The organism is Acinetobacter sp. YH12144, from assembly GCF_013418345.1.
Taxonomy (GTDB): Bacteria; Pseudomonadota; Gammaproteobacteria; order Pseudomonadales; family Moraxellaceae; genus Acinetobacter; species Acinetobacter amyesii.
The window spans coordinates 1-23,926 of record NZ_VPCD01000010.1 but is presented as its reverse complement, the minus strand read 5'-3'; the positions used below and the strand labels follow the sequence as shown (position 1 = coordinate 23,926).

Sequence of the window (23,926 nt, the reverse complement as noted above, 5' to 3'; positions counted from 1 at the left end):
AGGGAATGCTCACTCACCAATGAAAGGTAATTTTTTAAGCCGTTCAATTGCTCGCTATATTGCCTTTCTCACTCGTCGTGGTGCGCGGCTGCTCACGGGTGCGCGGAGTCTCTGGGTCGGGTGCAAACCGGTTATGAAACAGCGTATTTATTATGCAAATCATAATAGCCATATCGACTTTATTTTACTTTGGTCATCACTGCCGACAGATCTCAGACGGAGGACCCGTCCTGTAGCGGCTTCGGATTATTGGTTAAAAGATGGCTTTCGACGTTTTCTCATTCAAGACACGTTTACTGGCGTCACTATTCAGCGAAATCGAGAGCAAAATCAAGACCCCTTAGAACCGATCAAAACCGTATTAGCTCAAGGTGACTCGATTATTTTCTTTCCTGAGGGTACTCGAAATTTAAATGATGACGTTGAATTATTAGCCTTTAAAAGCGGCTTATTTCATCTCAAAAATCAATTTCCTGATGTTGAAATCGTACCGGTATGGATCTCTAATTTAAAACGTGTCATGCCTAAAGGCGCGCTTATACCATTGCCATTATTATCTACCGTTATTTTTGGCAAACCTTTAGAAGCCCATAATGAACAGAGTAAAACTGAGTTTTTAAACTACGCTCAGGACGAATTACTCAAATTAAAAGCATTGGAGTATCAATAATGGAATTCACCAATGCGCAAATGACCTATGTATTGTTTGGTATCTTTGCGGTTATTTTGATTATTGCCTCAACCATTGGCTCAATACTAAAATTTAAAGCGGGTTATGCGCCGGCACCGGTCATCGACAATTTAAATGCGCGGATCAATGCATGGTGGGTCATGTTGTTGGTACTTGGTGTAGCAATTTCATTAGGCAAAATTGCCTTTGTGATCCTGTTTGCGTTGATTTCACTCTTTGCTTTACGTGAATTTATCAGCTTACTTCCAACCCGTCGCGGTGATTATCTTCCTTTATTGATCGCTTTTTATTTTGTCATCCCTTACCAGTATTACTTGGTGTATATCGACTGGTACGGGCTATATTCGATTTTTATTCCGCTGTATGTATTTCTTCTTATCCCTATCGCTACACTCAAAGCCGAAGATACCACGCGATTTTTAGAGCGCAGTTCAAAAATTCAATGGGGTCTGATGATCAGCGTATTCTGTATTTCGCATGTGCCTGCGCTATTAAACCTCAAACTTCCCGGATTTGAGGGTGAAAAAATTTGGCTAGCAATCTGGCTGATCATGGTGGTACAAGCCTCCGATGTCTTGCAATATGTCTGTGGCAAGCTATTTGGAAAGCACAAAGTCGCACCGATACTTTCACCATCTAAGACCGTAGAAGGATTAATCGGAGGCATTGCTTTAGCCACTGCATTAGGTGTTGCTATGTCATGGCTTACACCCTTTAGCTATCTACAGGCTGCATGTATTGGATTTATTGTTTGCATATTTGGCTTCTTTGGTGGTCTTGTCATGTCAGCCATTAAACGCGATCGTGGTGTAAAAGACTGGGGACAACTTATCCAAGGCCATGGTGGCATGCTCGACCGAATTGATTCAATCTGCTTTTCTGCACCGATTTTTTTCCACATTTTGCGCTATTGGTGGTCTTAAGAAATGACTAAGTTTCAAACAGAAAATTTGGGATTTTAAATGATGTTACGCACGTAGAATTAATTTTACATTTTAAAAATGATTTTTAAGTCTATGCGACGGAGTCTTACATCTAAGGATTGAATAAAGGTATTAGCCTTCGGCTGGAGATACTCTTACGAAGCGTTGTTTCTTATTCGGCAAAATGAGAAGCGTGCTTCATAAGGAAACAATCTTGCGGAGCATTGCTCCTCACCGTAAAAATAGTTCACTAGCGGCAAATTATTCAAAGAATCGCAGAAACATTTTTGATTACAATTAGTCCTGTCTCAAACAATTGCGGATGACGTTACCGTGTATCGTTCTTTTATTTGAATCAACGTGCGCTTCTGATGTTACTGCGTAGCATCGGTTAATAATACGCACAATAAAAAATCCCAAGCAAACAAGCTTGGGATTCTTCTTATCAGGTATTCGATTTAAATGTCTGAAATTGCAAACTTTTTAAAAATACTTGCACGACGTTTAGGATGAATATTGGCTTTAGTTAAATCGCCTTGGTAGTGATCATAGACACGTTTATCCATCATCTTAAACCAAATAGAGGGTACTAAAGCAGGAATTAGCATAGTGGCATAGCCGCTAGGCAACTCTGGCGCTTCATCAAAATGTCTTAAAGCCTGAAATGGACGAGTCGGATATGCATGATGGTCTGAATGTCGCTGTAATTGATACAAAAATAGATTGGTCACAATATTATTGTTATTCCAACTATGTTCAGGCATGGTGCGCGCATAGCTTCCATCCGGTTTTTGCTCACGCTTCAGGCCATAATGTTCAATATAATTAATAATTTCAAAAAGGCTGATTCCATAAAAGGCCTGTGTAACTAAATACGGTGTCACGCCTTTACCAAACATTTTCAGCATCGAGGCATGAAAACCTGCACTCATCGCCCAACCATGAAACAGTTCATTTTCCTTCGAAAAGAAACTTAAACCTTTACGTTTTAAACGTTGTTTCTCAATCTGCACCGCCGATTTAATTCCACCAAATACAGTGCGTGGCCAAAACTCATAAAAGGTTTCGCCCATTTTTGAAGATGCAGGATCTTCAGGAGTTGCCGCACGTTTATGGTGTCCATATGGATGTTCTATACGGAAATGGCTATAACCTAATGGTGCGAGCGTCGCATGTGCCCAGTAATGGTCTTTTTTATGTGGTCGATGGCAGAGTTCATGTGCTGTATTTACACCGACGCCATTAATTGCACCCATCGAAATCCCAAGTAGAACTTGATCTAATATTGAAACATCTTTACGGGTAACCACATAGCCAGCAAAAGCATTCGCTGCCATTTGCAGTAGAATAAATAATTTGACGATACGATCATAATAAGGATCATTTACTAAAACTTTAATGTCATCATCTGTCGGGTTATTGGCATCATCACCGATCAGTGCATCCAGTGCAGGAATAATGACATGCAATAGAAGCGGCCCGCCCATGGCAAATAGTTTTTTTGTCGGTTTTGGACCAAAATGATAACCCGCCAAGATCCCCATACCAATGACAGGTAAACCTGGACTCAATAGCCAACCATAACGTTTTTTATCTAAAACACTACCGATTTTGCTTTCTAACTGAGCGAGCTGCTGTTCATTTAATTTTACTGGTGCATTCATGCGCTAGACTTCCCTAATTACTTCTTCTGTGTTTATATTCGTAAAATATGGGCAGCCAGAACAGTTTTAAGCGTCCAAAAAAAATATGCGATCGTCTTTGGCATTTAAGGATAAATGTTGACCTTTAAACACATAGTGACCATCTATAAATACAAAATTAATATGAGTAAATATTTGAAATATGGATGCTTTAAGTAAAATTTTTGATGATATTCATCTCCACCGATCTGAATATATTTATTTGAGATCAAAGCATCCTTGGGCTTTTCATTTTCAAGATCACAATGCCATGGTTGCGTATGTGGTGATTCAAGGTCAGTGTGTTGTGCATATAGATCAAGAGCAGGTTTTGCTTGAAGCTGGCGATCTTTGCCTTATTCCGTCAGGGCAAAACCACCACTGCAAATCTATACAGTCTGATATCTTGGTCGAATCAGTGAACATCACACCACTGTTTCAAGAGCAACGAAATAAAACCATTGAATTAAATTCTGCCGAATCTCATGAAGCAGAAGAATTATTTGTACTCGCGATCCGTGGACATGTCGACAGCATTATGGCAAAGCCTTTAGTGAATGCACTCCCCACGCTATTACACACACCACACATCATGAGCAGTACCGCACCTGAATGGTTGCAAATTGGCTTACATTTTCTGGCCGTTGAAGCGAATCAGATCCGTCCAGGCCGCGACAAAATTTTGGATCATTTGGTGAGTATTTTATTTATCGAATGTGTGCGTGATTATATTGCAGCCTTGTCAGATTCAAGCAGTTGGTTGCATGCCTTAAGTCATCCTGAATTATCCAACGCTTTGGCCGCGATTCATGAACAACCACAGCATGCTTGGACCGTCGAAAGCTTGGCAGAACAATGTTGCATGTCACGTTCTAAATTTGCCAGTTTATTCACTCAAATGCTCGGTGAATCTCCACTCGCCTATTTGCAGCAACATCGTTTGCGACTGGCGACACAGCACTTACAAATGGGGCAACTGACTATTCAGCAAATTGCCCATCGTATCGGTTACTCATCTGAAACAGCATTTAGCCAAACTTTTAAAAAGTTTTATGATCTAACACCGAGCCAGTATCGACAGCAGCATCAACTCGCAAAAACTGAGTCACCTTAGAGGTTTAATCTAAAAGCTTTAAAATCGCTTCCACAGGGTTTTCACTGTTACCTGAAAGCAGTTGTTTATGCATGGTGATGTGCTGCATCACTTGAATTTGCGATTTTTCAACATCCATCAAGCTTTCAATTTCTGCTGCTAATTTTTCAGGCGTTGCATCATGTTGGATGAGTTCCTGAATCACCTTTTTGCCCGCAATAATATTTGGCAATGAATAATACGGAATTTTGATCAGCAATTTCACCACATGATAGGTCAGCCAATTTAACTTATAAAAGGTCACCATTGGACGGTGTAAAAGCATCGCTTCTAAAGTCGCTGTACCCGAAGCCAAAGCGACAATATTCGATGCGTTCATCACCAGACGGCCAATTTTAGATTCGGTATCGGTGTTTTCCATCAAGCGAACTTTGGCTTGTAATGCTTCAGGAAACTGCTTGAGCAACACTTCGATTTGCTGTTTACGTGCATCATTAATTGCAGGAATCAGGAATACATAGTCTGGATGCTGCTCCGTCAAAATCTGTGCGGCAGACAGCACCAAAGGCCCTAAGCGCTCAATTTCCCCGCGACGGCTGCCCGGAAGTAATGCAATGTGTTTTTGATGCTCATCTAAGCCTAACTCGTGTTTAGCCGCAACGAGTGGATTATCTAAAGGCAACTGACTTGCCAATGGGTGTCCGACAAATGCAGCCGGAACTTGCCATTTTTGGAAAAACGCTTTTTCAAATGGAAATAAGCAAAGGACTAAATCAATACTTGCTTTAATGCCATGTACACGCCCTTGACGCCACGCCCACACTGAAGGGCTAACATATTGTACTGTTTTAATTGGTAGCTGTTTTTGCTTTAAGCTCTTAGATAAACGCAAATTAAAATCCGGCGCATCAATCCCCACAAAAACATCGACAGGATTTTCAGTCCATTTTTCAACCAGACCATCGCGTACAGCAAAGAGTTTTTTAATATCTTTTAAGACCTCAACAATCCCCATTACCGATAAAATATCCATCGGATAATAGCTATTAAAACCTTCTGCAATCATTTGCGGACCGCCGATGCCTTCAAATTCCGCATCAATCCCTTGCTCTCGAAAACTGCGGATAAGCTTGGCGCCTAATGTATCCCCGGATACTTCCCCAACCACGATGCCAATTTTCAGTTTCCGATTTTGCAAAAGTCTGTCCTTTTAACTCAATGTTCTTTAGCTATAGATTCTATACGAGTCCTTCACAAAGTTAATAGATTTCCAAAAAAAAGCTGCACGTCTTTAATTCAACATTTTAGGAATATTCATCACTGCTATTTAGCTGCTGATTAAAATTTTTCCGCCAATGGTTCGGATTTGTACCGTATTTATTCTTAAACAATTTACGAAATAGCACTGCGGTATTAAAACCTGCGCTTTCCGCAATTTTATCAATCGAATAATCTGTCACTTCAAGCAATTCAGCCGCATATCGCAGTCTTTCATTGTTTAACCAAGTGACAATAGGTAGTCCTGTCGCATGTTTAAAATGTCTGGTCAGTGTCCTTCTACTCATATTGGAATAATGGCGAAACCTTATCTTTTTAAGGCGTATGAGACTTAGCAGCAGTGGAATTTATATACACTGTTGCATATATCGATAAATAACAAATCAAAAGCTTAGAATTGAAAACCTACAGTGCATTTAGGTATTGGATATCCACTTCAGATATTCAAAGCCTTATATTCAAAATTTATGATTTCACTGCAGCATAATCTCCATTTTAACTATTAACTACTTGAGAAAACCATAATCAATAACTTAGTTTAGATAAAATTCATTTATTTCAAAATTAATGACATTCTTTATCTATTTTTTTCACAAGCAAATCACTAATCGAGACAACGACTTATATCAATTAGTCATAAGATATGCACGTTTTTTGATATTTGGCATTCAGCGATGGTCGGTCCTTTAGAGTTCATTCTGGCAGGTGTAATTGTAGGTTTCTGCGTAGGTATTACCGGTGTTGGTGGTGGTTCATTGATGACCCCGATCCTGATTAGCCTATATAAAATTGAACCCCACATTGCGATCGGTACAGATCTACTGTATGCCGCAATTTCAAAATTTTGTGGTTCTTTAGTCCATGCCCGTAAAATGAATATCGTTTGGACCATTGTCATTTGGCTTGCAGTCGGCAGTATCCCTGCGTCATTTGCGACCCATTGGGTACTGGAAAACTATCTCAGCCAATCGACACATTACAAAACCGTGTTAACCATGTTTTTGGGTTTTATGCTGACGATTACAGGGATCTCAATTATTTTCCGTGGTCATATCGAAAAATTCTTTAATAAATTTCGAAAAACTGATCAGTTGGATGATATGAGTGCGGATCTTGAACGTATCAATTTCCAAGCTAAAAATAAGCGTGCATATATCATCATCATGGGCATTATTTTAGGCGTATTCGTTACCCTATCGTCTGTGGGTGCAGGTGCCTTCGGTATTATGGCTTTGGTACTTATGTTCCCGAATTTACCAATGATTCGTATTATCGGCTCTGACGTCGTACATGCCGTGCTTCTTACACTGGTTGCAGGCTTGGGTCATATGAGCTCAGGTAATGTCGATTTTCATTTATTGGGTTGGTTATTGGTTGGTTCTATTCCTGCAATTGTGGTCGGAACTTTAATCAGCTCACGTTTACCTGAAAAAGTCATTCGTAAAGTCTTAGGCATTACCTTGTTTGTTTTAGGCATGAATTTCATCATTAATCCAGTAAAATCAAAACCTGTCGAAAAACCAACAACTGCAATGTTGATCGCACCGACGGTGAATAGTCAGCAGGTTTAAATTAACTGCCCGATTCATCACTTTTTTTTCAGAGACTTATTGATCTTTTTTATAACATTTGAATGCTATATTCATGTTATATTCGGCTCACGAAACAACCTTTTGTATAATCAAACCAGTGACGGCAATGAATACTTTACAGTCAAATTCTATTACCCAAAACGACATTGATGACGTGAATGTAAAAAGCATTCAGCCTCTTGTTACTCCTGCAGAACTAAAAAAAGAGCTACCTCTGACTGAAACTGCCTATCAAACAGTCCTTAAGGGCCGTGAAACTGTACGTAATATTTTAGATGGAAATGACAAACGTCTTTTTGTTGTCATTGGTCCATGTTCAATTCACGACACAGTCGCTGCACATGATTATGCTGACCGTTTAAAAGTTTTAAGTGACAAAATCCAAGATACGATTTATGTCGTGATGCGTGTGTATTTTGAAAAACCACGTACCACTGTTGGTTGGAAAGGTCTAATTAATGACCCAGATATGAACGACTCTTTCAACATCGAAAAAGGCTTACGTATTGGTCGTAAACTTTTACTTGAATTGAATGAAAAAGGTTTGCCTTGTGCAACTGAAGCGCTCGATCCAAACTCACCACAGTACTACCAAGATCTTATCTCTTGGTCAGCGATTGGTGCGCGTACCACTGAAAGCCAAACACATCGTGAAATGTCTTCTGGGCTTTCTTCACCAGTTGGCTTTAAAAATGGTACAGATGGCGGTTTAACCGTTGCGACCAATGCCATGCAATCTGTTAAACATGGTCATAGCTTCTTGGGCTTAAGCGACCAAGGTCAAGTTTCTGTTATTCGTACCAGTGGTAACCCATATGCACACGTTGTACTTCGTGGCGGTAACGGTAAACCAAACTACGACGCAGGTTCAGTTGCAGATGCTGAAGCGGCATTAGCCAAAGCAAAAGTTAGTGGCAAAATTATGATTGATACCAGTCATGCAAACTCAAACAAAGACCCGTACCTACAACCCCTTGTACTCAAAAATATTACTGAACAAATCCTTGACGGAAACAAGTCAATCGTGGGTATTATGGTAGAAAGTCACTTAAAAGGTGGTCGTCAGGATATTCCTGCCAACCTCTGTGACCTCGAATATGGTAAATCAGTGACTGATGGCTGTATCGATTGGGATACGACTGAAAAAGTCTTGTTAGAGATGCATGAAGCACTTAAAGACGTGTTACCGACACGCTAAGTGAATGAAAAACGCCATCTTCGAGATGGCGTTTTACTTTGAAGGATTATTTGTCAGATGAATGAAATCGAAAATGCGTTAAGTCACATTGAAAACTTCCAATATATACATGAACACTTATTAACGTCCGGTCAACCATCTCCTTCTGAGCTTCAAACGATTAAAGAATATGGTGTTTCAACGGTTATTAATTTAGCACTAACCGATGCATCCAATCATATCGAGCATGAAGACCGCATTTGCCTAGATCTAGGCCTGAACTATATCCAAGTTCCGATCTCTTGGGATACCCCTTCAGATGATCAATGCCTTTTAGTACTCGATATGATTGACCATTTGGTTCAAGGTCAAACGGTTTGGCTACACTGTGCGAAAAACTTCCGTGTCAGCAGTTTGATGTATTTATATCGTCAATACTATATGGATGTTGATATGCCAAAGGCTCAAGATTTGATGCATCAAATTTGGGAACCCAATGAAACATGGACAGGTTTAATCCATGCGGTTGCCTTACAACTTCAAGGCCGTAAAGCAACTCAAGATTTACAACATGCACTGATCCATCCAGATCATTTTGCGTGAGAAATCAGTACTGTTGCAGTAGAAAGAATACCCTCTTGGCGACCAGTAAACCCTAATTTTTCGGTGGTGGTCGCTTTGATGCTAATTTGTGTGACTTCAACATCCATAACATCTGCGATACTTTGACGCATTTCTAAATTATGTTTTGCTAGTTTAGGGCGCTCACAAGCCACGGTAATATCAGCATTATTAAGTACATATCCACGATCTAAAATCAGTTGGTAGACGTGTTTTAAAAGTACTCGACTATCGGCACCTTTAAATTTTGGATCTGTATCTGGAAAATGCTGACCAATATCTCCAAGTGCCAAAGCACCTAATAATGCATCACAAAGCGCGTGCAGTACCACATCACCATCTGAATGTGCTTTGAGTCCATGTGTATGTGGAATTTGAACACCAGCAAGCGTTACAAAGTCACCTTCTTCAAATGCATGCACATCCATGCCCTGACCGATACGAATTTGAGCTATCATGCTTGAGTTCCTTGAGAAAATAATGATTGAAATCTTGTATTCACGCTTTCTATTTCGCTATAGTGTGGGCAAGCGCAACATAGTGAAAGTATAAGCGATCATGCTGTTGAAAACTGAAATAAATATCATCAAAAAATTCGGACTGGTTCTGCTCATAGGTTCTGGCCTAGCGACGTTTACGCATGCAGAAAAGATAGACTGTGATCATGCCAATACTCATGCAAAAAAAAATTACTGTTCTAACGGTTTTGAAGAACAACGTGAAAAGCTAGATGGGCTTTTTTTAACAGCGCAGTTGATTACCGATGCCCCAATACGCTTGCTGATAGATACGCAAAAATTATGGTACAGCCGAGTTCAGCAATGCAAAAACTTGGAGTGTTTTAAACAACAATTCGAGCTTCGCTATGAAGATTTGAATATTTATACCTCAATGAACCAAAGTTTAACGCAGCATTATCTTAAATTTGAAAATGGCCATTTTGCGACATCACCTGTACATTTAAAAGTGCATCAACTGGGCAAAGACAGCATCAAAATCGAAGGCATTGCCTATCGTAATCCGAACAATCGAGTTGAAACACAAACCATTCCATTTTTAGCTTACACAACACCCGAACAAAAAAATCAAATCACAGATAATGAACACGACTGCAAATATCAGTTCAATTACAGTAAAGCCTTACTCTCAGTAAAAACTGAACAAAAAGGCTGTGAACGTTTTGCAGGGATTTATCGCTTATATGATTAAGATCAATTTCAAATGACTTAGAAACATACAAAAAAGCCTCAACATTGAGGCTTTTTTGATATCTACAATTTTTTGATGTCTACAATATGTCAGTTAAATCGGATGTGTTTGCTGCACTTGCTGGCTAATCATTGCAGCTGTTGCCGCAGATAAAGTCCATCCAAGGTGACCATGCCCTGTATTATAGAATATATGATCACGCTTACCTGCATGCACTACAGGCATCATATTGGGCATCATTGGTCGTAAACCCGCCCATGGCACCACATGTTCTGTTGATAGATTAAAGTTACGATTCGACCAATCAATTAAGGGCTGAATGCGATCTGCACGAATGTCTCGGTTATAGCCATTAAACTCTGCCGTGCCTGCAACACGTAGTCGATTTACCCCTAAGCGTGAAGTCACAATTTTGGCACTTTCATCCAACAGACTCACCCAAGGCGCATTGGTCTGACTTTGTTCATCATTTAAGTTTATGGTGATTGAATATCCTTTGACTGGATAGACATTTACACGGTCACCGAGTTTATGCGCAAGTTCATAACTGCCTACACCACCACAGACCACCACAGCATCTGCCTCAAGTAAGGTATTTGCATCAGGATGTTCCATATTTTCATCACTGGCTTTTAACTGAACATTGACACCTTTTGCATGATGTTCAAAGTCAGTCACCTCAAAGCCCCACATATATTTCACATCAAAGCGTTCTGTTGCTTTGGCAAGCTGCGTCGTAAATTTATGGATGTCGCCCGTGGCGTCCCCTGGGCAATAAAATCCACCATAGTATTCACCTGTCAGACTAGGCTCAATGTCACGGATTTCAGCTAATGTCACAGGATGACGCTCTAAGCCACCCTCACAGAGCATATTATTAACTTGAGTCGCCACCTCATAATCATGTTGATTATGAAAGAAATGTAAAATGCCGCGTTTTTCTAAATCAAACTGCAAGTTTTCATGCTCAGCAATTTCAAATAAACGCTGACGTGCCATCAATGCAAGACGGACGGTCTCGTGAGTATTTTCACGGTAATCTTTAATATGCCCCATAAACTCAAAGAGCCATGAATATTTGTGTAGATTAAAACTTGGATTTAATAATAATGGCGCGGTTTTTTGTGACATCCATTTGATGCCTTTCACTACCGTTGCTTTTTGGTTCCAGACTTCAGCATTACACGCTGATAATTGTCCACCATTGGCAAACGACGTTTCCATCGCAGGATAAAGATGTTTATCGACCACAGTGACACGATAACCGAGTAATCCGAGTTCGTAAGCTGTCGTTACCCCAGTAATACCTGCACCAATCACAACAATATGACACATATAGGCTCCTTGGAAATTATATTTCCTATGTTCGCCCCATCTGTCATTGTTACCTGAGAGCTTTGGTTCCTTGCGAAGCAATGTGAACCTTCCCCTTCGGTGAGTAGGTCTAGCCTACTTCTCTCCAGATTTTTATATGATTACAGTCCTTTTGCCTGAGAGTTTCCTGGGGGAACTTGCTCCTTCGGCGAGCACGATCTGTGCTTCTCTCCTGCAATCATCCATTCGTTTTTTTATTCGGCATTCATCTTGGTATTGCCTTAGTTAGATATGAGCAATATTTGTACCAAATCTCAAGTCCTATTTGGGTCAATATTGTTAAATAATATTTTTATATCGATTTAAGTTGTTAGGTTATAAATTTAAAATCAATTTTTTTATACCTAAATACTTCATCTTTAAAATAAAGGTTTAAAATACTGAATGAAATTTATATCTAGAAAGATTGAAGTTTTATGTCGGATTCTACCCTTTTCTCTTGCTTTGCATCTGTGATCAAAACACATTCTATTGAAGAATTAACTCAAAGTGATTTACTCCGTCTTAAAACTCTGGGAACTATTCAAAGCTTTTATGCACCATTCGAGGCCATAAATCATGATGCAAAAGTGGTCATCGTCGGCATCTGCCCAGGCCAACAACAATGGCGTAATGCATTAATTGCAGCGAAGGACGGCGTAGAGCAGCAATTATCTGAGGAAAACATACTTAAACTTGCCAAGAATAGTGGTGCTTTTAGTGGTCCTATTCGTAAAAATTTAACTCAACTGCTAGATCATATTGGATTACAGAATCAATTAGGCATACAGACCACTGCAGAGCTATTTAGCAATCATCAAGATATGGTGCAAATGTGTTCGGTTTTACAGCAATGTATTTTGGTCAATGGAAAAAATTATGCAGGCTCAACGCCCGCAATGTTGAAAAATGAATTATTAAAACAACATATTGATGATTATTTTATTCCTATGATTCAACAGCTTCCGAACGCAATTTATATTCCGCTAGGCAAAGGTGTAGATGAGGTTTTAAATTATGTAAGCAGCTTAGGCTATTTAAAAGATCAGCAGATTTTAGCAGGACTTCCCCATCCATCGGGTGCGAATGCTGAACGGATCAAATATTTTTTAGGCGAAAAACCACGTGACCAATTGTCTCGACAAACCAATCCCGAGCAGATTGATAGCGCAAAATCACAGATCTTACTTAAGTTATCTAAATTTCAATGAAATAAGATTTACATCACTTAATAATATTTTTTATTTGAATATCGACCACTTATATCAAAGCAGTGCTCAAACAAAACTAGAAAAGTGTGATGTATTTTACTTTTTTGTTTTTTCTGTGTGAATATGCGCCAAAATAAATATTGCTTATAAAAATAACGCTAACATGGAAAAACACATGAAAAATTATTTAGTTCTAGGATTTACACTCCTACTACTCACAGGTTGTATTACCGTACCTAAAAATAAACCTGAAACAAGAACCTTGAAGCTAAAAGGTGTGAATACCGTTGAAAACAGTAACGTAATCCAACGAACCATTACTCGAGGTCAATTACTGTACTGGACAAAAATGTCCTGAACTTGCAATTGATTAGCAAAAGAATAAAGGTGAGTATGCACTTTCACTGCATTCTTATGATCAACAGCAGCTTGATATGAATGAAATATCTTTTGTGATCGACGGCAAAGTATTGTCTTATCCTGCAATAGGTCAAACAAATTATCGTCGCTTAGATAATTCAAATGTGATTGATTCTTCTAATACCGTGATGATCCCAGATACTGTGCTTAAACAATTTTGTGACGCAAAAGATATTGCGGTGATTATGAATACCAACCAAGGTGAAATCGCACACTATATGCTAAAAAACCAAAAATCATCAGATGCCTACCGACTATTTTTACGTGCTTACTCTTAAGCCCAAATAGTCTAAAATCAAAATCCCAAAAGTTAGTGTATGTTTTTTGGGGATTTTTTATTCATCTCGCTTTATAAATTGATCAAATGCATCACATGATCTTTATTTTATTCGTTTAATTAATTGTTTAATTGTCAGTTCACATATCGGTTGACCCACCTCTAGATGAAGAGGATAGGCTTGATTTTCATCTGTTATGTTATAGCCACGTCGTTGATAATATTTTATTAATTCTAAACGCCGATCAATCACATACATGACAAATTCTTCAACATTGGGTTCCATCAACATCGCTTGTTGTTCTGCAAATTGCAATAATTTTTTTCCTAAGCCCTGAGCTTGCTCATTTGGATGAATTGCAAAATGACCAATTTCACAGCTCTTCCCCTGCATTTGAATACCAATACACCCCATGATCTGCGCATGTACCGACTCAATCACATATAAATGAAAATCCCTTTTTTGTAAGAGTTGACTGAGTTGAGACACATTTATTCGATTTCCTCGAACAATATGATGTTCTGTCGTCCAACTCTTGGGATGATTTTCCCGATAGGCTGTATTCATTAAGCTTTCAAGCTGCTGAATATCACCAAGTAAAGCATTTCGTATATTCATATTTTTTTGCTATTTATTTTCATAGGCCTAGTTTACCGAAATAAAAAAACCAGACAATTGTCTGGTTTTTTTATGCAATTTTCTCATCAGTGTGACTTGCTAAAGCTATTCACCAACCGCGTTCGGAACAAAGCAGCGCTTTGTTATTTATCCACTGTGACTCGCTAACGCTACTCACCAACCGCGTTCGGAACAAAGCAACGCTTTGTTATTTATACACTGTGACTTGCTAAAGCTATTCACTAACCGCGTTCGGAACAAAGCAACGCTTTGTTATTTATCCACTGTGACTCGCTAACGCTATTCACTAACCGCGTTCGGAACAAAGCAACGCTTTGTTATTTATCTACTGTGACTCGCTAACGCTACTCACCAACCGCGTTCGGAACAAAGCAGCGCTTTGTTTCCTCACTTGGGTTCAATTGGGGCAAATGGTGCGACTACATCCGCATTTTGTGCGCGGTTACGCATGAAGTGATCCATAAGCACAATTGCCAACATCGCCTCTGCAATTGGTGTCGCACGAACACCGACACAAGGATCATGGCGACCTTTGGTCAACACATCTGTATCTTCACGATTAATCGTAATGGTTTTACCCGGCGTAGTAATGGAAGCTGTTGGTTTCAAGGCGATCGCAACACGAATGTCCTGACCACTCGAAATACCACCCAAAATGCCGCCAGCATGGTTTGCCAAGAAACCATCCGTAGTTAACTCATCACGGGTTTCATGACCAAACTGCTCGGCAACACCAAAGCCATCACCAATTTCAACACCTTTTACAGCGTTGATGGACATCATAGCATGTGCAATATCTGCATCTAAACGATCAAATACAGGCTCGCCCCAGCCAACTGGCACTTGTGTCGCAATAATTTCCAGTTTAGCGCCACAGCTCGTTCCTTGTTCACGAAGTGACGTTACTAGAGCTTCAAAACGTGGGACGGCATCTGCATCACCACAGAAAAATGGGTTATTCGGAACTTCATTCCAGTCCAATTTCTGTGCTTTTTCGGTACCAATTTGCGTTACATGACCACGAATTTCGATGCCGAATTTTTCAAACAAGTATTTTTTAGCAATCGCACCTGCAGCAACACGCATCGCAGTTTCACGAGCACTCGAACGGCCACCACCACGATAATCACGGAAACCATACTTATGTGTATACGTATAGTCTGCATGACCCGGACGGAAGGTTTGCGCAATGTTGCCATAATCTTTTGATTTTTGATCTGTGTTACGGATCAATAGACCAATCGATGTACCGGTTGTTTTGCCTTCAAATACGCCTGAAATAATTTCAACTTCATCGGGTTCTTTACGCTGAGTCGCAAACTTAGATGTGCCCGGCTTACGACGATCCAAATCCTTTTGCAAATCGGCTTCAGTCAGTTCAATACCCGGTGGAACCCCATCTACAATGGCCATCAGACCAACGCCATGAGATTCACCACAAGTCGTTACACGGAAGAGTTGCCCTATACTATTACCTGCCATGTCAAACGACTCCTTATGCTTGAACAGATTGAATGAATAAATCTCGGTATTCGCGGCATTGAGCAGCAGTCAATGCAAAGATACCTGTACCGCCTTTTTGGAACTGTAACCAATAAAAATCAACGGTATTGAAGTTTTGACGCATTGCCCATTCTGAGTTACCCACTTCGATCACAATTAAGCCATCTTCAGTCAGGTAATCTGCAGCTTGTGCCAACATTTTACGTACAAGATCCAAACCATCTTGACCCGCAGCAAGCGCCATTTCAGGTTCATGGTGGAATTCTTCTGGTAAATCTGCCATGTCTTCAGCATCCACATACGGTGGATTCGACACGATTAAATCATATTGATTTTCTGCTGGAATTTTGGCGAATAAATCAGACTCAAGTAAAGCCACTTGATATTGTTTATTGTGGTGTTCACAGTTAATTTGCGCCACTTCAAGTGCATCTTTAGATAAATCTGTTGCATCAACTTCAGCATCTGGGAATGCATAAGCTAAAGCAATCGCGATACAACCTGAACCCGTACACATATCTAAAATGCGCTGAGGAGTTTTTGGACTGGCATTTTCAGGTAGATTATTAACCGCAGCACCCATTTCGCCATTTTCACCTAAGCAATATGGCGCAAAACGGTTTTCAATTAACTCTGCAATTGGAGAACGTGGAATCAGTACACGTTCATCGACATAAAATGGCTTACCAAAGAAATATGACAAGTTTAGTAAATAAGACGTCGGAACTTTTTCATTAATACGACGTTCTAACAATGCTAAAAATTCTGCAACTTCACTTGGCAATAATTTCGCATCTAAGATTTCCGCATCTGCATTCCAATCTAGAGATAACGTTTGTAAAACCAATGCTGAGCTTTCAGCAAAATAGTCTTCTGTACCTTGTCCTAAGTGGGCATCATATTGACGTAAAGCTGTTACCCCAAAGCGGATATAATCACGAATTGTAGATAGGTTTTCAGCTGCTTCCTGTAAATGTTCAGGGCTAATAGTCGGTCGATCCACTTAAGGCGTCTCCAGTTCATAATTTTTTAAACGCCCTATGATACCTTGTTTTAATGCTATTTATAATAAAAATACGGCATTATTCACCGCTTGAAAGCATTTCATAACCGTATATATGAGGTCTGATACATTCGCTGAAATGAAATGTGTACTTTATGCCTTTCAGCATTCTATAAAATCTAATTAGATGAAAATTACGAATAAAAACCAATTCAAGCTCAATTGTTTAGCAATTTGTACTTGATCCTAAGCTTTATTTTCTTAAAATCATCCCCATACAAACAGTTAAATTTTAAATGCGGAGCTCCAATGAGCTATAAGCACAATAACCTCATGGCTATGCGTCAAAGCTATTGGGAAGACACTCAGTCTTTAAACGTGCAAACTGAAAAGGCATTTTTTCAGCAACTGCTGATCGAACATCAAGTTTTCCCTGATGCGAGTCTAGAAAACGCACGTACCCTATTTTTTAGCTTACCGAGCATTATTATTGTCAAAGGTTATGCTGCCGGATTTAAAGACGAATCTGTCCAACATCTTATTCATCAACATATTGAAGAACATAAAGCCGCATTGATGCAAAACGATACGGTAAAAATCAAATATCGTTTATAGTTTTCTTTTCCAATGTGCCTGTCTACGTGGCATCTTGCTTAAGTTTGCAAATGCTTACTGCATATTCAGTAAGTTGAACTATTTTAATACGTTAAGAAACGTTAAAATTAGCTACAATGTATTTTTCTGCGAATTGCTGATTAAAGGATTTAATTTACATGTCAGATCAGAACGATAAGCTCAAACACTTGAAAACGTCTTCTATGGATCGACGCTTATCTATCGCAAAGGCATCGCTACTTGCGGGAACTCGTTGGGCAGCATCAAACGCCACTTCTATTTTTTCGAGTGAAGAAGAAAAAGAGAAAAAGCGTAAAAAAGCCATGAAAGATCAGGCTGAATATCTCGTCGCAGAAATTGGTAAATTAAAAGGTTCAATTGTAAAAATTGGGCAAATGATGGCGTTGTATGGTGAACATTTTCTACCTGAAGAAATCACCCAAGCCCTCAATACCCTTAACAATCAAACAGTCGCATTGGCATGGCCAGCCATCAAAGTACAATTACAAAATCAACTTGGCTCAAAACTTGATGATCTCGTGATTGATCATGAGCCGCTTGGTACAGCATCTTTGGCACAAGTTCATCGTGCAAAACGTAAATCTGATGGTTTAGAACTGGTATTAAAAATCCAGTATCCGGGTGTGGCTGATGCTATCGATTCAGATATGAATCTATTCAAAAACATGCTCAAACTGACACGAATGGTGCCCCAAACGCGTGAATTTGATCAGTGGTTTGATGAAGTTCGTGAAATGATGCATCGTGAAGTAAATTATAAAATCGAAGCAGATACCACACGCCGTTTTGCTGCACGCTTAAAAGAAGATCCACGATATATCGTCCCGCAAATCATTGAAGGTTATTCAACACCTCAAGTGCTGTGTATGACCTTTGAACGTGGTGTGCCGATTAATAGCCCTGTAATGCTATCACTTCCTCAAGAGCGCCGTAATGCCTTAGGTGAAGCATCACTTGAAATTGCCGTACGCGAAATTTTTGAATGGGGTGAAATGCAAACCGACCCTAACTTCGGAAACTATTTGGTCCGTTTAGGCAATGGTGCGGATGTGCCAGATAAAATTGTTCTCCTCGACTTTGGTGCGATCCGTCAGTTCGATGAGCATCTATTAGGCGTTGCGCGTAATTTGATTACCGCGGGTTACCATCACAGCTCTGAGCAAATGGTCAAAGCGATGACAGGTTATGAGTTCTTTGATGGTATTCCACAAAGTATTAAACCTGATATGGCTAAAGTCTTTTTGTTAGCGACAGAGGCATTTAGTAGCACTGAAAATAACCCAAACATCCCTGCTGGTGTTATGGACGAACAACAACGCTATGACTGGAAAAAAAGCCAATTACATAGCCGTGTGATGCAACAAGCGTCAAAATCGATGGCATCTCGCTATTTCTCAGTTCCACCTAAAGAGTTTATGTTTATTAGCCGTAAATTTATCGGTGCATATACCTTTATGACCGTCATTGAAGCAAAAACCAATGTTCGTCGTATGATTCAAAAATATCAATAATCATTCAATACAGACCTTAAAACTTGGCTGACTCAAATGTCAGCCAAGTCAATTTTAAAATAACAACACTTTTAAGCCTTTTTACTTTTCTATTCTTAATTAATCATTTAGCTATCAAATCCCACCTAATCTCGCCGTTTATCTTTGACAATCATGCATGTCATTTATGACATGGTTTTTCTATCTTTGGCATGTCAGCATTAAATAAGAACAGCGCAAATGGAAAACAACAATGACCAATATGGTAAACAAGGCACAAGGATTTGGACTCTCACTTTTAACGAAAATTGCCGGAAGTGATGTACTCGATCAGTTTAAACTGCGCAAATTTGTTGAAAAATCTTTGTATCAAAGCTCAAAAGCTGGTTTTAAAACCCTGAGCCAGACGCAAAAAGTATTTCAGACCAACAAAGATGTGCATAAGCAACGTTTGCCTAATCAACAAAAATCATTATTTGATTTAAACCTGACTGAAGAACAACAAATGACTGCTGATGCGATGCAGCAGTTTGCCACAGAAGTCTTGTATCCACTTGCTCATCAAGCCGATCAAGAGGAAAGATTTCCTGAAGCGTTATGGCAACATATCCAAGATCTAGGTCTAAATTATTATGCCTTACCTGAAGATTTGGGTGGCGTCGCGGCAGAAAAAAATATCATTAGCAATATCTTAATTGCTGAACAATTGGCTGAAGGTGACTTTAGTTTAACAGCAGGTTTACTGTCGACGTTTAGCTGTATCAACGCCATTACCCAATGGGGTTCCGAATCTGTTCAAGCAACCTACTTAGCGGCATTTGCAGATGATTCAGCCCTACGTGCAAGCTTTGCGGTTCAAGAGGCAACAGCGGCATTTAATCCCTATCAACTTAAAACTCACGCGATTGCTGATGGCCAGCAGTATAAAATCAGTGGGGAGAAAACCTTAGTCCTTCTAGGCGAACAGGCAGATGTGCTGTTAGTGAGTGCCATGCTCAATGGACAGCCTGAAGTTTTTATTGTGCAACGCGACCAAAGCATTAGCGCAAAAAAAACACCTGCTATGGGTTTGAAAGCCACTGAAACGGTAACTTTAAAATTTGATCAGACCCCTGCCCAACGCTTAGGAGATCAAGATTTCAATTACACCTCATTTATCGATCTTGGCAACTTAATGTGGTGTGCCATGGCTGTTGGCACCGCAACTGCAGTCAAAAAATATTGCATTCAATATGCAAACGAACGTACAGCTTTTGGAGAGCCAATTTCGCACCGTCAAAGTGTGGCATTTATGATTGCAGATATGGCAATCGAAATTGATGCCATGCATATGCTCATCCTCAATGCAGCAAGCCTAGCCGAAGCCGGCAAGCCTTTTCATCGTGAAGCCTATTTAGCTCGCGTGCTATGTGCTGAAAAATCGATGAAAATTGGGACCGATGGCGTGCAAATATTAGGTGGTCACGGCTTTACCAAAGAACATCCCGTAGAACGTTGGTATCGAGACTTACGTGCCACAGCGATTCTTCAATCTGGCTTGCATGCTTAATTCAGCAAAATAAAAACAAGGAAATGTCCATGAACTTACAAAATCCGAAAAAATTTAAATTGCTGATCGACCAAGCCCATGAAGTCGCATTAAATGTTCTACGTCCTATTTCACGTAAATATGACAAAGCCGAACATGCCTATCCTAAAGAGTTAGACATGTTATCTTCCCTCGTCGACGGTATGAATGATGGCGGAGATGGCATGAATGCAGGTGCTGCCGTCAATAAACGTGGTGACACAGACACTGGTAATAAAAACGGTGTCAATATGTCGACAGCCCTCAGTATCATCGAGATGTGCTATGGAGATACAGGCCTGTTGCTCAGTATGCCTCGACAAGGGCTTGGAAATTCGGCTATTGCAGCAGTAGCCAATGATGAACAACTAGAACGCTTAAAAGGAACTTGGGCCGCTATGGCCATTACAGAACCCAATTGCGGCTCTGATTCTGCTGCTATTCGGACAACAGCGACGAAAGATGGCGATGAATACATTCTCAATGGGGAAAAAATCTTTGTCACCTCGGGTGAGCGTGCTGATTCCGTGGTGGTTTGGGCAACGCTAGATAAAAAATTAGGCCGTGCAGCGATTAAATCCTTTGTTGTTGAAAAAGGTACGCTGGGCATGACTGTAGAACGCCTAGAACATAAATTGGGTATTAAAGCTTCTGATACGGCTGCCATTAGCTTTGTAGATTGTCGTGTCCCTGCTGCAAACTTATTAGGCAATGCTGAAATTGATGTAGCAAAGGGTTTTGCTGGGGTTATGGAAACTTTTGATAATACTCGCCCACTCGTTGCCGCGATGGCTATTGGCTGTGCCAAGGCATCTTTAGAGCGAATTAAAGAAATCTTTAAAGATGAATTAGATGAGCAGTATTCAACACCGATCTTACAAAGCTCGAATATTGCTGCACAAATATATCGAATGGAAGCAGACTGGGAAGCAGCACGTCTCCTCATGCTCAAAGCCGCATGGATGGCCGACAACAAAAAACCAAACTCACGTGAAGCATCCATCGCTAAAGCAAAAGCAGGCCGTGTAGGTAATGAAATCACGTTAAAGTGTGTAGAACTCGCAGCGGCTGTCGGCTATAGCGAAGATGAATTATTAGAAAAATGGGCACGTGATTCAAAAATCCTCGATATATTTGAAGGCACACAGCAAATTCAACAATTAATCGTTGCACGTCGTGAACTGGGTAAAAGTTCAAGCGAATTAAAGTAATTTTTTGCTTGAGTAATTTTAAACTTAGAGATGGATTTTTTTATAGGATCAGTCTATAAACAATCCATCTTTTTGTTTTTCGATGATTATGTTTCAGATCCGACCACTTCAACTTGAAGACAATGTAAGCATTGCCAATGTCATTCGCACAGTTTCCAAAGAATTTGGATTAGCACCTGAATCAGGATTTGCCGTTGCAGATCCAATTTTAGATGATTTATATCACGTCTATACGCAAGCAAATGCACAATATTGGGTTATTGAAAATCAACACGGTACAATTTTAGGTGGTGGGGGCCTTTCTCCTTTAGTTGGAGACTCAAGCATTTTAGAAATCCAAAAAATGTATTTTATGCCTGAATTACGTGGTCATGGCTTAGCCAAAGATATTTTAGAACTTTGTTTTCAATTCGCCAAAGATCATAATTTTAAAGCGTGTTATTTAGAAACTACACATACACTTGGGCAAGCAGTGAAACTTTATGAAAAAGTAGGATTTCAACACTTACAAGCTCCCAAGGGCAATACAGGTCATAGCCAAGCATGCGAAATTTGGATGCTTAAAACGCTTTAAACTCAGATTCCACTAATACCTCTGAAAAGAGTTATAGCTTTTCCAAATAGGGATATTTAATGAGTGGATATTCTAGTTTTTTATAACTAAAGTTCTCGGGATTTGAATGCCCCACAATCTTAAGTAAGAATGTAAAGAGAGAAATACTGACTCAATTAACACGATCTGTTTTTCTCTCTTCACTTAAAAAATCATGTAATTTGAGTACATTTCCATCAATTCTTACAATTTCACTGTACAGAGCATCTTAAGAAAATATTGACCTCTAAGTCTCCAGTTCATAATATCGCTTTAGAAATTACACTTAGCCATGATTATTTTAAAGTGAATATAAATGCAGAATGTACTGAATAAAACTCGCCTTTCAACTCGTCTTTCGTCGCTCCTAAACGCTCACAGCTTAAAGTTTTCAACTGTTATTATATCTGTAACCCTGATTTCTGGATGTTCATCACTAGGTGGTGGCTCTGTAGAAAAACGTGCAGTTAAACTTTCATCAGGGATCCAAAAGGCCTATTCAGTCAATCCTGAAACTGCAAATCGAGTGTCACCCTACATTGTGCAAACTGCCGATCAATACAACTTAGATCCTTTACTACTGGCTGCCGTTATTCGCCAAGAATCAACTTTCCGCCCTTATGTCAGTTCTCCTGCAGGTGCAGTCGGTTTAACTCAGGTGATGCCACGTTATTGGCAAGCAACATGCCCTGGGGATTTATATGACGAATTAACCAATATTAATTGTGGGTCATTTATTTTAACTAAATATAAAAATGCGGCAGGTAGTATTCCAAAAGCTTTAGCCTACTATAATGTCGGACCTACTGCTTATAACACCAATCGAAAAATGAAAAAACAAGGCAAACGTTATGCAAAACAAGTTAAAGAACATCAAAATAATTTAAAAAGTTCCTTATAATTTCTAAAAATTTAATCTTTTATTTAACCATATAGACCTAACTAAGCTTAAGAGGATAAATTTTGTTAGGTCTAATCTCTTCAATTATTTCATAGATTGACGCATTTTATCTTCATCAAAATATTGCGCAAATGATGCAATACGTTTTTCAACAATTGGATTTTTCATCAGATTTTCAGCTGCACGATTTCCCAATAGTTCAAATGCTTTACCTAGAGCATTTGTTCCTTCATTTTCTGTAACAGCTTTGATTTCAGCATTACAACGTTTAGTAAATAAATCTTGAAATAGAATAGCCATATTTTTATCAATTTTTTGTATCTCAACTGGCGTTACTTTACTATATTTAGAAATTTCTGGATGTGCTGAAAATGCCAAATAAATCCAAGCTGTTAAGTTCTGACTCTCTTTTGCTGAAATTTTATTTACCAAACATTCACTTAGTTTACCCTGATACACACCGGCTGTAGTATTGAAAGAAACAAATGCAAATAAAACTGTAGCTAATAATTTTTTTAAAAACATCTTAAATACCCTATATATTATTAAAGAGACAAACGATTTTATTATATTGATTTATTACACATTTTCATTAGCAAAACATTTTAAATGATATAAAAGAGTTCTAGACGAGTTTATTGTTGATCGGCCTTATTCTTTTTAAATATCTATCATTTCCCTGTTTTTTCTTCTGCTTTTCTTATTATTTTTTTCTTCCCTTTTTCCCCACATAAAAAAACACCCCCTGAGATATCAGGGGGTGTTTCGAATAATGAGCTGGCGATGACTTACTCTCACATGGGTAACCCCACACTACCATCAGCGCTAAGAGGTTTCACTTCTGAGTTCGGGAAGG

Annotated in this window: 24 protein-coding genes and 1 riboswitch; of the genes, 15 read left to right on the top strand and 9 right to left on the bottom strand. The window is 39.4% G+C overall.

Annotated elements, in window-relative coordinates; genetic code table 11:
* Positions 1–19: 19 nt before the first annotated feature.
* Entirely contained in the window at positions 20–670 is a 651-nt protein-coding gene (locus FTU79_RS08170; RefSeq protein ID WP_180007876.1) for a 1-acyl-sn-glycerol-3-phosphate acyltransferase, read from the top strand.
* Positions 670–1,614, top strand: a complete 945-nt coding sequence (locus FTU79_RS08165) for a phosphatidate cytidylyltransferase (protein WP_078191012.1) — start codon at positions 670–672, stop codon at positions 1,612–1,614. The genes FTU79_RS08170 and FTU79_RS08165 overlap by 1 nt, the downstream gene beginning before the upstream one ends.
* A 458-nt stretch (positions 1,615–2,072) precedes the next feature.
* Here FTU79_RS08165 and FTU79_RS08160 read toward each other — a convergent pair whose 3' ends face one another.
* Positions 2,073–3,278, bottom strand: a complete 1,206-nt coding sequence (locus tag FTU79_RS08160) for an alkane 1-monooxygenase (RefSeq protein WP_180049600.1) — start codon at positions 3,276–3,278, stop codon at positions 2,073–2,075.
* 181 nt (positions 3,279–3,459) lie between these two features.
* On the opposite strand from FTU79_RS08160, the gene FTU79_RS08155 reads away from it, so the two are divergent.
* The gene (locus FTU79_RS08155) at positions 3,460–4,410 is read left to right on the top strand and encodes an AraC family transcriptional regulator (RefSeq protein ID WP_180049598.1); all 951 of its coding nucleotides are present in this window, start codon (positions 3,460–3,462) and stop codon (positions 4,408–4,410) included.
* Between the two features lie 4 nt (positions 4,411–4,414).
* On the opposite strand, the gene lpxB is transcribed toward FTU79_RS08155, so the two are convergent.
* Both lpxB and FTU79_RS08145 read right to left on the bottom strand, forming a co-directional pair.
* On the bottom strand, positions 4,415–5,587 hold the full coding sequence (lpxB, locus tag FTU79_RS08150) for a lipid-A-disaccharide synthase (protein WP_180022776.1): 1,173 nt from the start codon (positions 5,585–5,587) through the stop codon (positions 4,415–4,417).
* A 106-nt stretch (positions 5,588–5,693) separates the two neighbouring features.
* Complete coding sequence (locus FTU79_RS08145) at positions 5,694–5,954, bottom strand: helix-turn-helix domain-containing protein (RefSeq protein ID WP_180009501.1); 261 nt, start codon at positions 5,952–5,954, stop codon at positions 5,694–5,696.
* Between the two features lie 387 nt (positions 5,955–6,341).
* Here FTU79_RS08145 and FTU79_RS08140 point away from each other — a divergent pair, with 387 nt between their 5' ends.
* The 3 genes from FTU79_RS08140 (at position 6,342) to FTU79_RS08130 (ending at position 9,039) form a co-directional block, all read left to right on the top strand.
* On the top strand, positions 6,342–7,238 hold the full coding sequence (locus FTU79_RS08140) for a sulfite exporter TauE/SafE family protein (protein WP_078193863.1): 897 nt from the start codon (positions 6,342–6,344) through the stop codon (positions 7,236–7,238).
* 127 nt (positions 7,239–7,365) lie between these two features.
* The gene (locus tag FTU79_RS08135; RefSeq protein ID WP_143221612.1) at positions 7,366–8,457 is read left to right on the top strand and encodes a 3-deoxy-7-phosphoheptulonate synthase; all 1,092 of its coding nucleotides are present in this window, start codon (positions 7,366–7,368) and stop codon (positions 8,455–8,457) included.
* Positions 8,458–8,514: 57 nt separating this feature from the next.
* Positions 8,515–9,039 carry a protein tyrosine phosphatase family protein gene (locus tag FTU79_RS08130; RefSeq protein ID WP_078191020.1) on the top strand — a complete coding sequence of 175 codons (525 nt, stop codon included), beginning with the start codon at positions 8,515–8,517 and terminating at the stop codon, positions 9,037–9,039.
* On the opposite strand, the gene ispF is transcribed toward FTU79_RS08130, so the two are convergent.
* Positions 9,027–9,515 (bottom strand): 2-C-methyl-D-erythritol 2,4-cyclodiphosphate synthase, encoded by a 489-nt coding sequence (gene ispF / locus FTU79_RS08125; protein ID WP_168378679.1) that lies wholly within the window; start codon positions 9,513–9,515, stop codon positions 9,027–9,029. The genes FTU79_RS08130 and ispF overlap by 13 nt on opposite strands.
* 100 nt (positions 9,516–9,615) lie before the next feature.
* Here ispF and FTU79_RS08120 point away from each other — a divergent pair, with 100 nt between their 5' ends.
* A complete protein-coding gene (locus FTU79_RS08120) occupies positions 9,616–10,266 on the top strand; it encodes a hypothetical protein (protein ID WP_180003787.1) in 651 nt (216 codons plus the stop codon).
* A gap of 93 nt (positions 10,267–10,359) precedes the next feature.
* On the opposite strand, the gene FTU79_RS08115 is transcribed toward FTU79_RS08120, so the two are convergent.
* On the bottom strand, positions 10,360–11,601 hold the full coding sequence (locus FTU79_RS08115; protein ID WP_180049596.1) for a D-amino acid dehydrogenase: 1,242 nt from the start codon (positions 11,599–11,601) through the stop codon (positions 10,360–10,362).
* Between the two features lie 133 nt (positions 11,602–11,734).
* A riboswitch (glycine riboswitch) is annotated at positions 11,735–11,825 on the bottom strand.
* A 231-nt stretch (positions 11,826–12,056) separates the two neighbouring features.
* Between FTU79_RS08115 and FTU79_RS08110 the strand changes: the two genes are divergently transcribed.
* Positions 12,057–12,830, top strand: a complete 774-nt coding sequence (locus tag FTU79_RS08110; protein WP_180005657.1) for a hypothetical protein — start codon at positions 12,057–12,059, stop codon at positions 12,828–12,830.
* Between the two features lie 434 nt (positions 12,831–13,264).
* Positions 13,265–13,528: a hypothetical protein gene (locus tag FTU79_RS16545; RefSeq protein WP_252725827.1), complete on the top strand. Its 264-nt coding sequence runs from the start codon at positions 13,265–13,267 to the stop codon at positions 13,526–13,528.
* A gap of 102 nt (positions 13,529–13,630) precedes the next feature.
* Here FTU79_RS16545 and FTU79_RS08100 read toward each other — a convergent pair whose 3' ends face one another.
* The 3 genes from FTU79_RS08100 to prmB form a co-directional block, all read right to left on the bottom strand.
* Positions 13,631–14,146, bottom strand: a complete 516-nt coding sequence (locus FTU79_RS08100; protein WP_180049594.1) for a GNAT family N-acetyltransferase — start codon at positions 14,144–14,146, stop codon at positions 13,631–13,633.
* Positions 14,147–14,554: 408 nt separating this feature from the next.
* The gene (gene aroC, locus FTU79_RS08095; protein ID WP_180009499.1) at positions 14,555–15,649 is read right to left on the bottom strand and encodes a chorismate synthase; all 1,095 of its coding nucleotides are present in this window, start codon (positions 15,647–15,649) and stop codon (positions 14,555–14,557) included.
* 13 nt (positions 15,650–15,662) lie between these two features.
* Entirely contained in the window at positions 15,663–16,673 is a 1,011-nt protein-coding gene (gene prmB / locus FTU79_RS08090) for a 50S ribosomal protein L3 N(5)-glutamine methyltransferase (protein WP_180009498.1), read from the bottom strand.
* 309 nt (positions 16,674–16,982) lie between these two features.
* Here prmB and FTU79_RS08085 point away from each other — a divergent pair, with 309 nt between their 5' ends.
* From FTU79_RS08085 to FTU79_RS08060, 6 genes are all read left to right on the top strand, one after another.
* Positions 16,983–17,288, top strand: a complete 306-nt coding sequence (locus FTU79_RS08085) for a hypothetical protein (RefSeq protein WP_078191029.1) — start codon at positions 16,983–16,985, stop codon at positions 17,286–17,288.
* Between the two features lie 158 nt (positions 17,289–17,446).
* Positions 17,447–18,820 carry an AarF/ABC1/UbiB kinase family protein gene (locus FTU79_RS08080; protein ID WP_180005577.1) on the top strand — a complete coding sequence of 458 codons (1,374 nt, stop codon included), beginning with the start codon at positions 17,447–17,449 and terminating at the stop codon, positions 18,818–18,820.
* A 241-nt stretch (positions 18,821–19,061) separates the two neighbouring features.
* Positions 19,062–20,348, top strand: coding sequence for an acyl-CoA dehydrogenase family protein (locus FTU79_RS08075; protein WP_171263801.1), 1,287 nt, complete (start codon positions 19,062–19,064; stop codon positions 20,346–20,348).
* A gap of 29 nt (positions 20,349–20,377) precedes the next feature.
* Positions 20,378–21,577 carry an acyl-CoA dehydrogenase family protein gene (locus FTU79_RS08070; RefSeq protein WP_180009497.1) on the top strand — a complete coding sequence of 400 codons (1,200 nt, stop codon included), beginning with the start codon at positions 20,378–20,380 and terminating at the stop codon, positions 21,575–21,577.
* Positions 21,578–21,665: 88 nt separating this feature from the next.
* Positions 21,666–22,151 carry a GNAT family N-acetyltransferase gene (locus FTU79_RS08065; protein ID WP_180009505.1) on the top strand — a complete coding sequence of 162 codons (486 nt, stop codon included), beginning with the start codon at positions 21,666–21,668 and terminating at the stop codon, positions 22,149–22,151.
* Positions 22,152–22,485: 334 nt separating this feature from the next.
* The gene (locus FTU79_RS08060; protein ID WP_180005579.1) at positions 22,486–23,070 is read left to right on the top strand and encodes a lytic transglycosylase domain-containing protein; all 585 of its coding nucleotides are present in this window, start codon (positions 22,486–22,488) and stop codon (positions 23,068–23,070) included.
* An 84-nt stretch (positions 23,071–23,154) separates the two neighbouring features.
* Here the strand turns inward: FTU79_RS08060 and FTU79_RS08055 are convergent, their stop codons facing one another.
* Positions 23,155–23,595: a hypothetical protein gene (locus FTU79_RS08055; RefSeq protein ID WP_180009496.1), complete on the bottom strand. Its 441-nt coding sequence runs from the start codon at positions 23,593–23,595 to the stop codon at positions 23,155–23,157.
* Positions 23,596–23,926 lie beyond the last annotated feature (331 nt).

Bases quoted from the DNA above. Each gene is read 5' to 3' on its own strand.
- FTU79_RS08170 (WP_180007876.1), top strand. From the start codon at position 20: ATGAAAGGTAATTTTTTAAGCCGTTCAATTGCTCGCTATATTGCCTTT.
- FTU79_RS08165 (WP_078191012.1), top strand. From the start codon at position 670: ATGGAATTCACCAATGCGCAAATGACCTATGTATTGTTTGGTATCTTT.
- FTU79_RS08160 (WP_180049600.1), bottom strand. From the start codon at position 3,278: ATGAATGCACCAGTAAAATTAAATGAACAGCAGCTCGCTCAGTTAGAA.
- FTU79_RS08155 (WP_180049598.1), top strand. From the start codon at position 3,460: ATGGATGCTTTAAGTAAAATTTTTGATGATATTCATCTCCACCGATCT.
- FTU79_RS08145 (WP_180009501.1), bottom strand. From the start codon at position 5,954: ATGAGTAGAAGGACACTGACCAGACATTTTAAACATGCGACAGGACTA.
- FTU79_RS08140 (WP_078193863.1), top strand. From the start codon at position 6,342: ATGGTCGGTCCTTTAGAGTTCATTCTGGCAGGTGTAATTGTAGGTTTC.
- FTU79_RS08135 (WP_143221612.1), top strand. From the start codon at position 7,366: ATGAATACTTTACAGTCAAATTCTATTACCCAAAACGACATTGATGAC.
- FTU79_RS08130 (WP_078191020.1), top strand. From the start codon at position 8,515: ATGAATGAAATCGAAAATGCGTTAAGTCACATTGAAAACTTCCAATAT.
- ispF (WP_168378679.1), bottom strand. From the start codon at position 9,515: ATGATAGCTCAAATTCGTATCGGTCAGGGCATGGATGTGCATGCATTT.
- FTU79_RS08120 (WP_180003787.1), top strand. From the start codon at position 9,616: ATGCTGTTGAAAACTGAAATAAATATCATCAAAAAATTCGGACTGGTT.
- FTU79_RS08115 (WP_180049596.1), bottom strand. From the start codon at position 11,601: ATGTGTCATATTGTTGTGATTGGTGCAGGTATTACTGGGGTAACGACA.
- FTU79_RS08110 (WP_180005657.1), top strand. From the start codon at position 12,057: ATGTCGGATTCTACCCTTTTCTCTTGCTTTGCATCTGTGATCAAAACA.
- FTU79_RS16545 (WP_252725827.1), top strand. From the start codon at position 13,265: ATGAATGAAATATCTTTTGTGATCGACGGCAAAGTATTGTCTTATCCT.
- FTU79_RS08100 (WP_180049594.1), bottom strand. From the start codon at position 14,146: ATGAATATACGAAATGCTTTACTTGGTGATATTCAGCAGCTTGAAAGC.
- aroC (WP_180009499.1), bottom strand. From the start codon at position 15,649: ATGGCAGGTAATAGTATAGGGCAACTCTTCCGTGTAACGACTTGTGGT.
- FTU79_RS08085 (WP_078191029.1), top strand. From the start codon at position 16,983: ATGAGCTATAAGCACAATAACCTCATGGCTATGCGTCAAAGCTATTGG.
- FTU79_RS08080 (WP_180005577.1), top strand. From the start codon at position 17,447: ATGTCAGATCAGAACGATAAGCTCAAACACTTGAAAACGTCTTCTATG.
- FTU79_RS08075 (WP_171263801.1), top strand. From the start codon at position 19,062: ATGGTAAACAAGGCACAAGGATTTGGACTCTCACTTTTAACGAAAATT.
- FTU79_RS08070 (WP_180009497.1), top strand. From the start codon at position 20,378: ATGAACTTACAAAATCCGAAAAAATTTAAATTGCTGATCGACCAAGCC.
- FTU79_RS08065 (WP_180009505.1), top strand. From the start codon at position 21,666: ATGTTTCAGATCCGACCACTTCAACTTGAAGACAATGTAAGCATTGCC.
- FTU79_RS08060 (WP_180005579.1), top strand. From the start codon at position 22,486: ATGCAGAATGTACTGAATAAAACTCGCCTTTCAACTCGTCTTTCGTCG.
- FTU79_RS08055 (WP_180009496.1), bottom strand. From the start codon at position 23,595: ATGTTTTTAAAAAAATTATTAGCTACAGTTTTATTTGCATTTGTTTCT.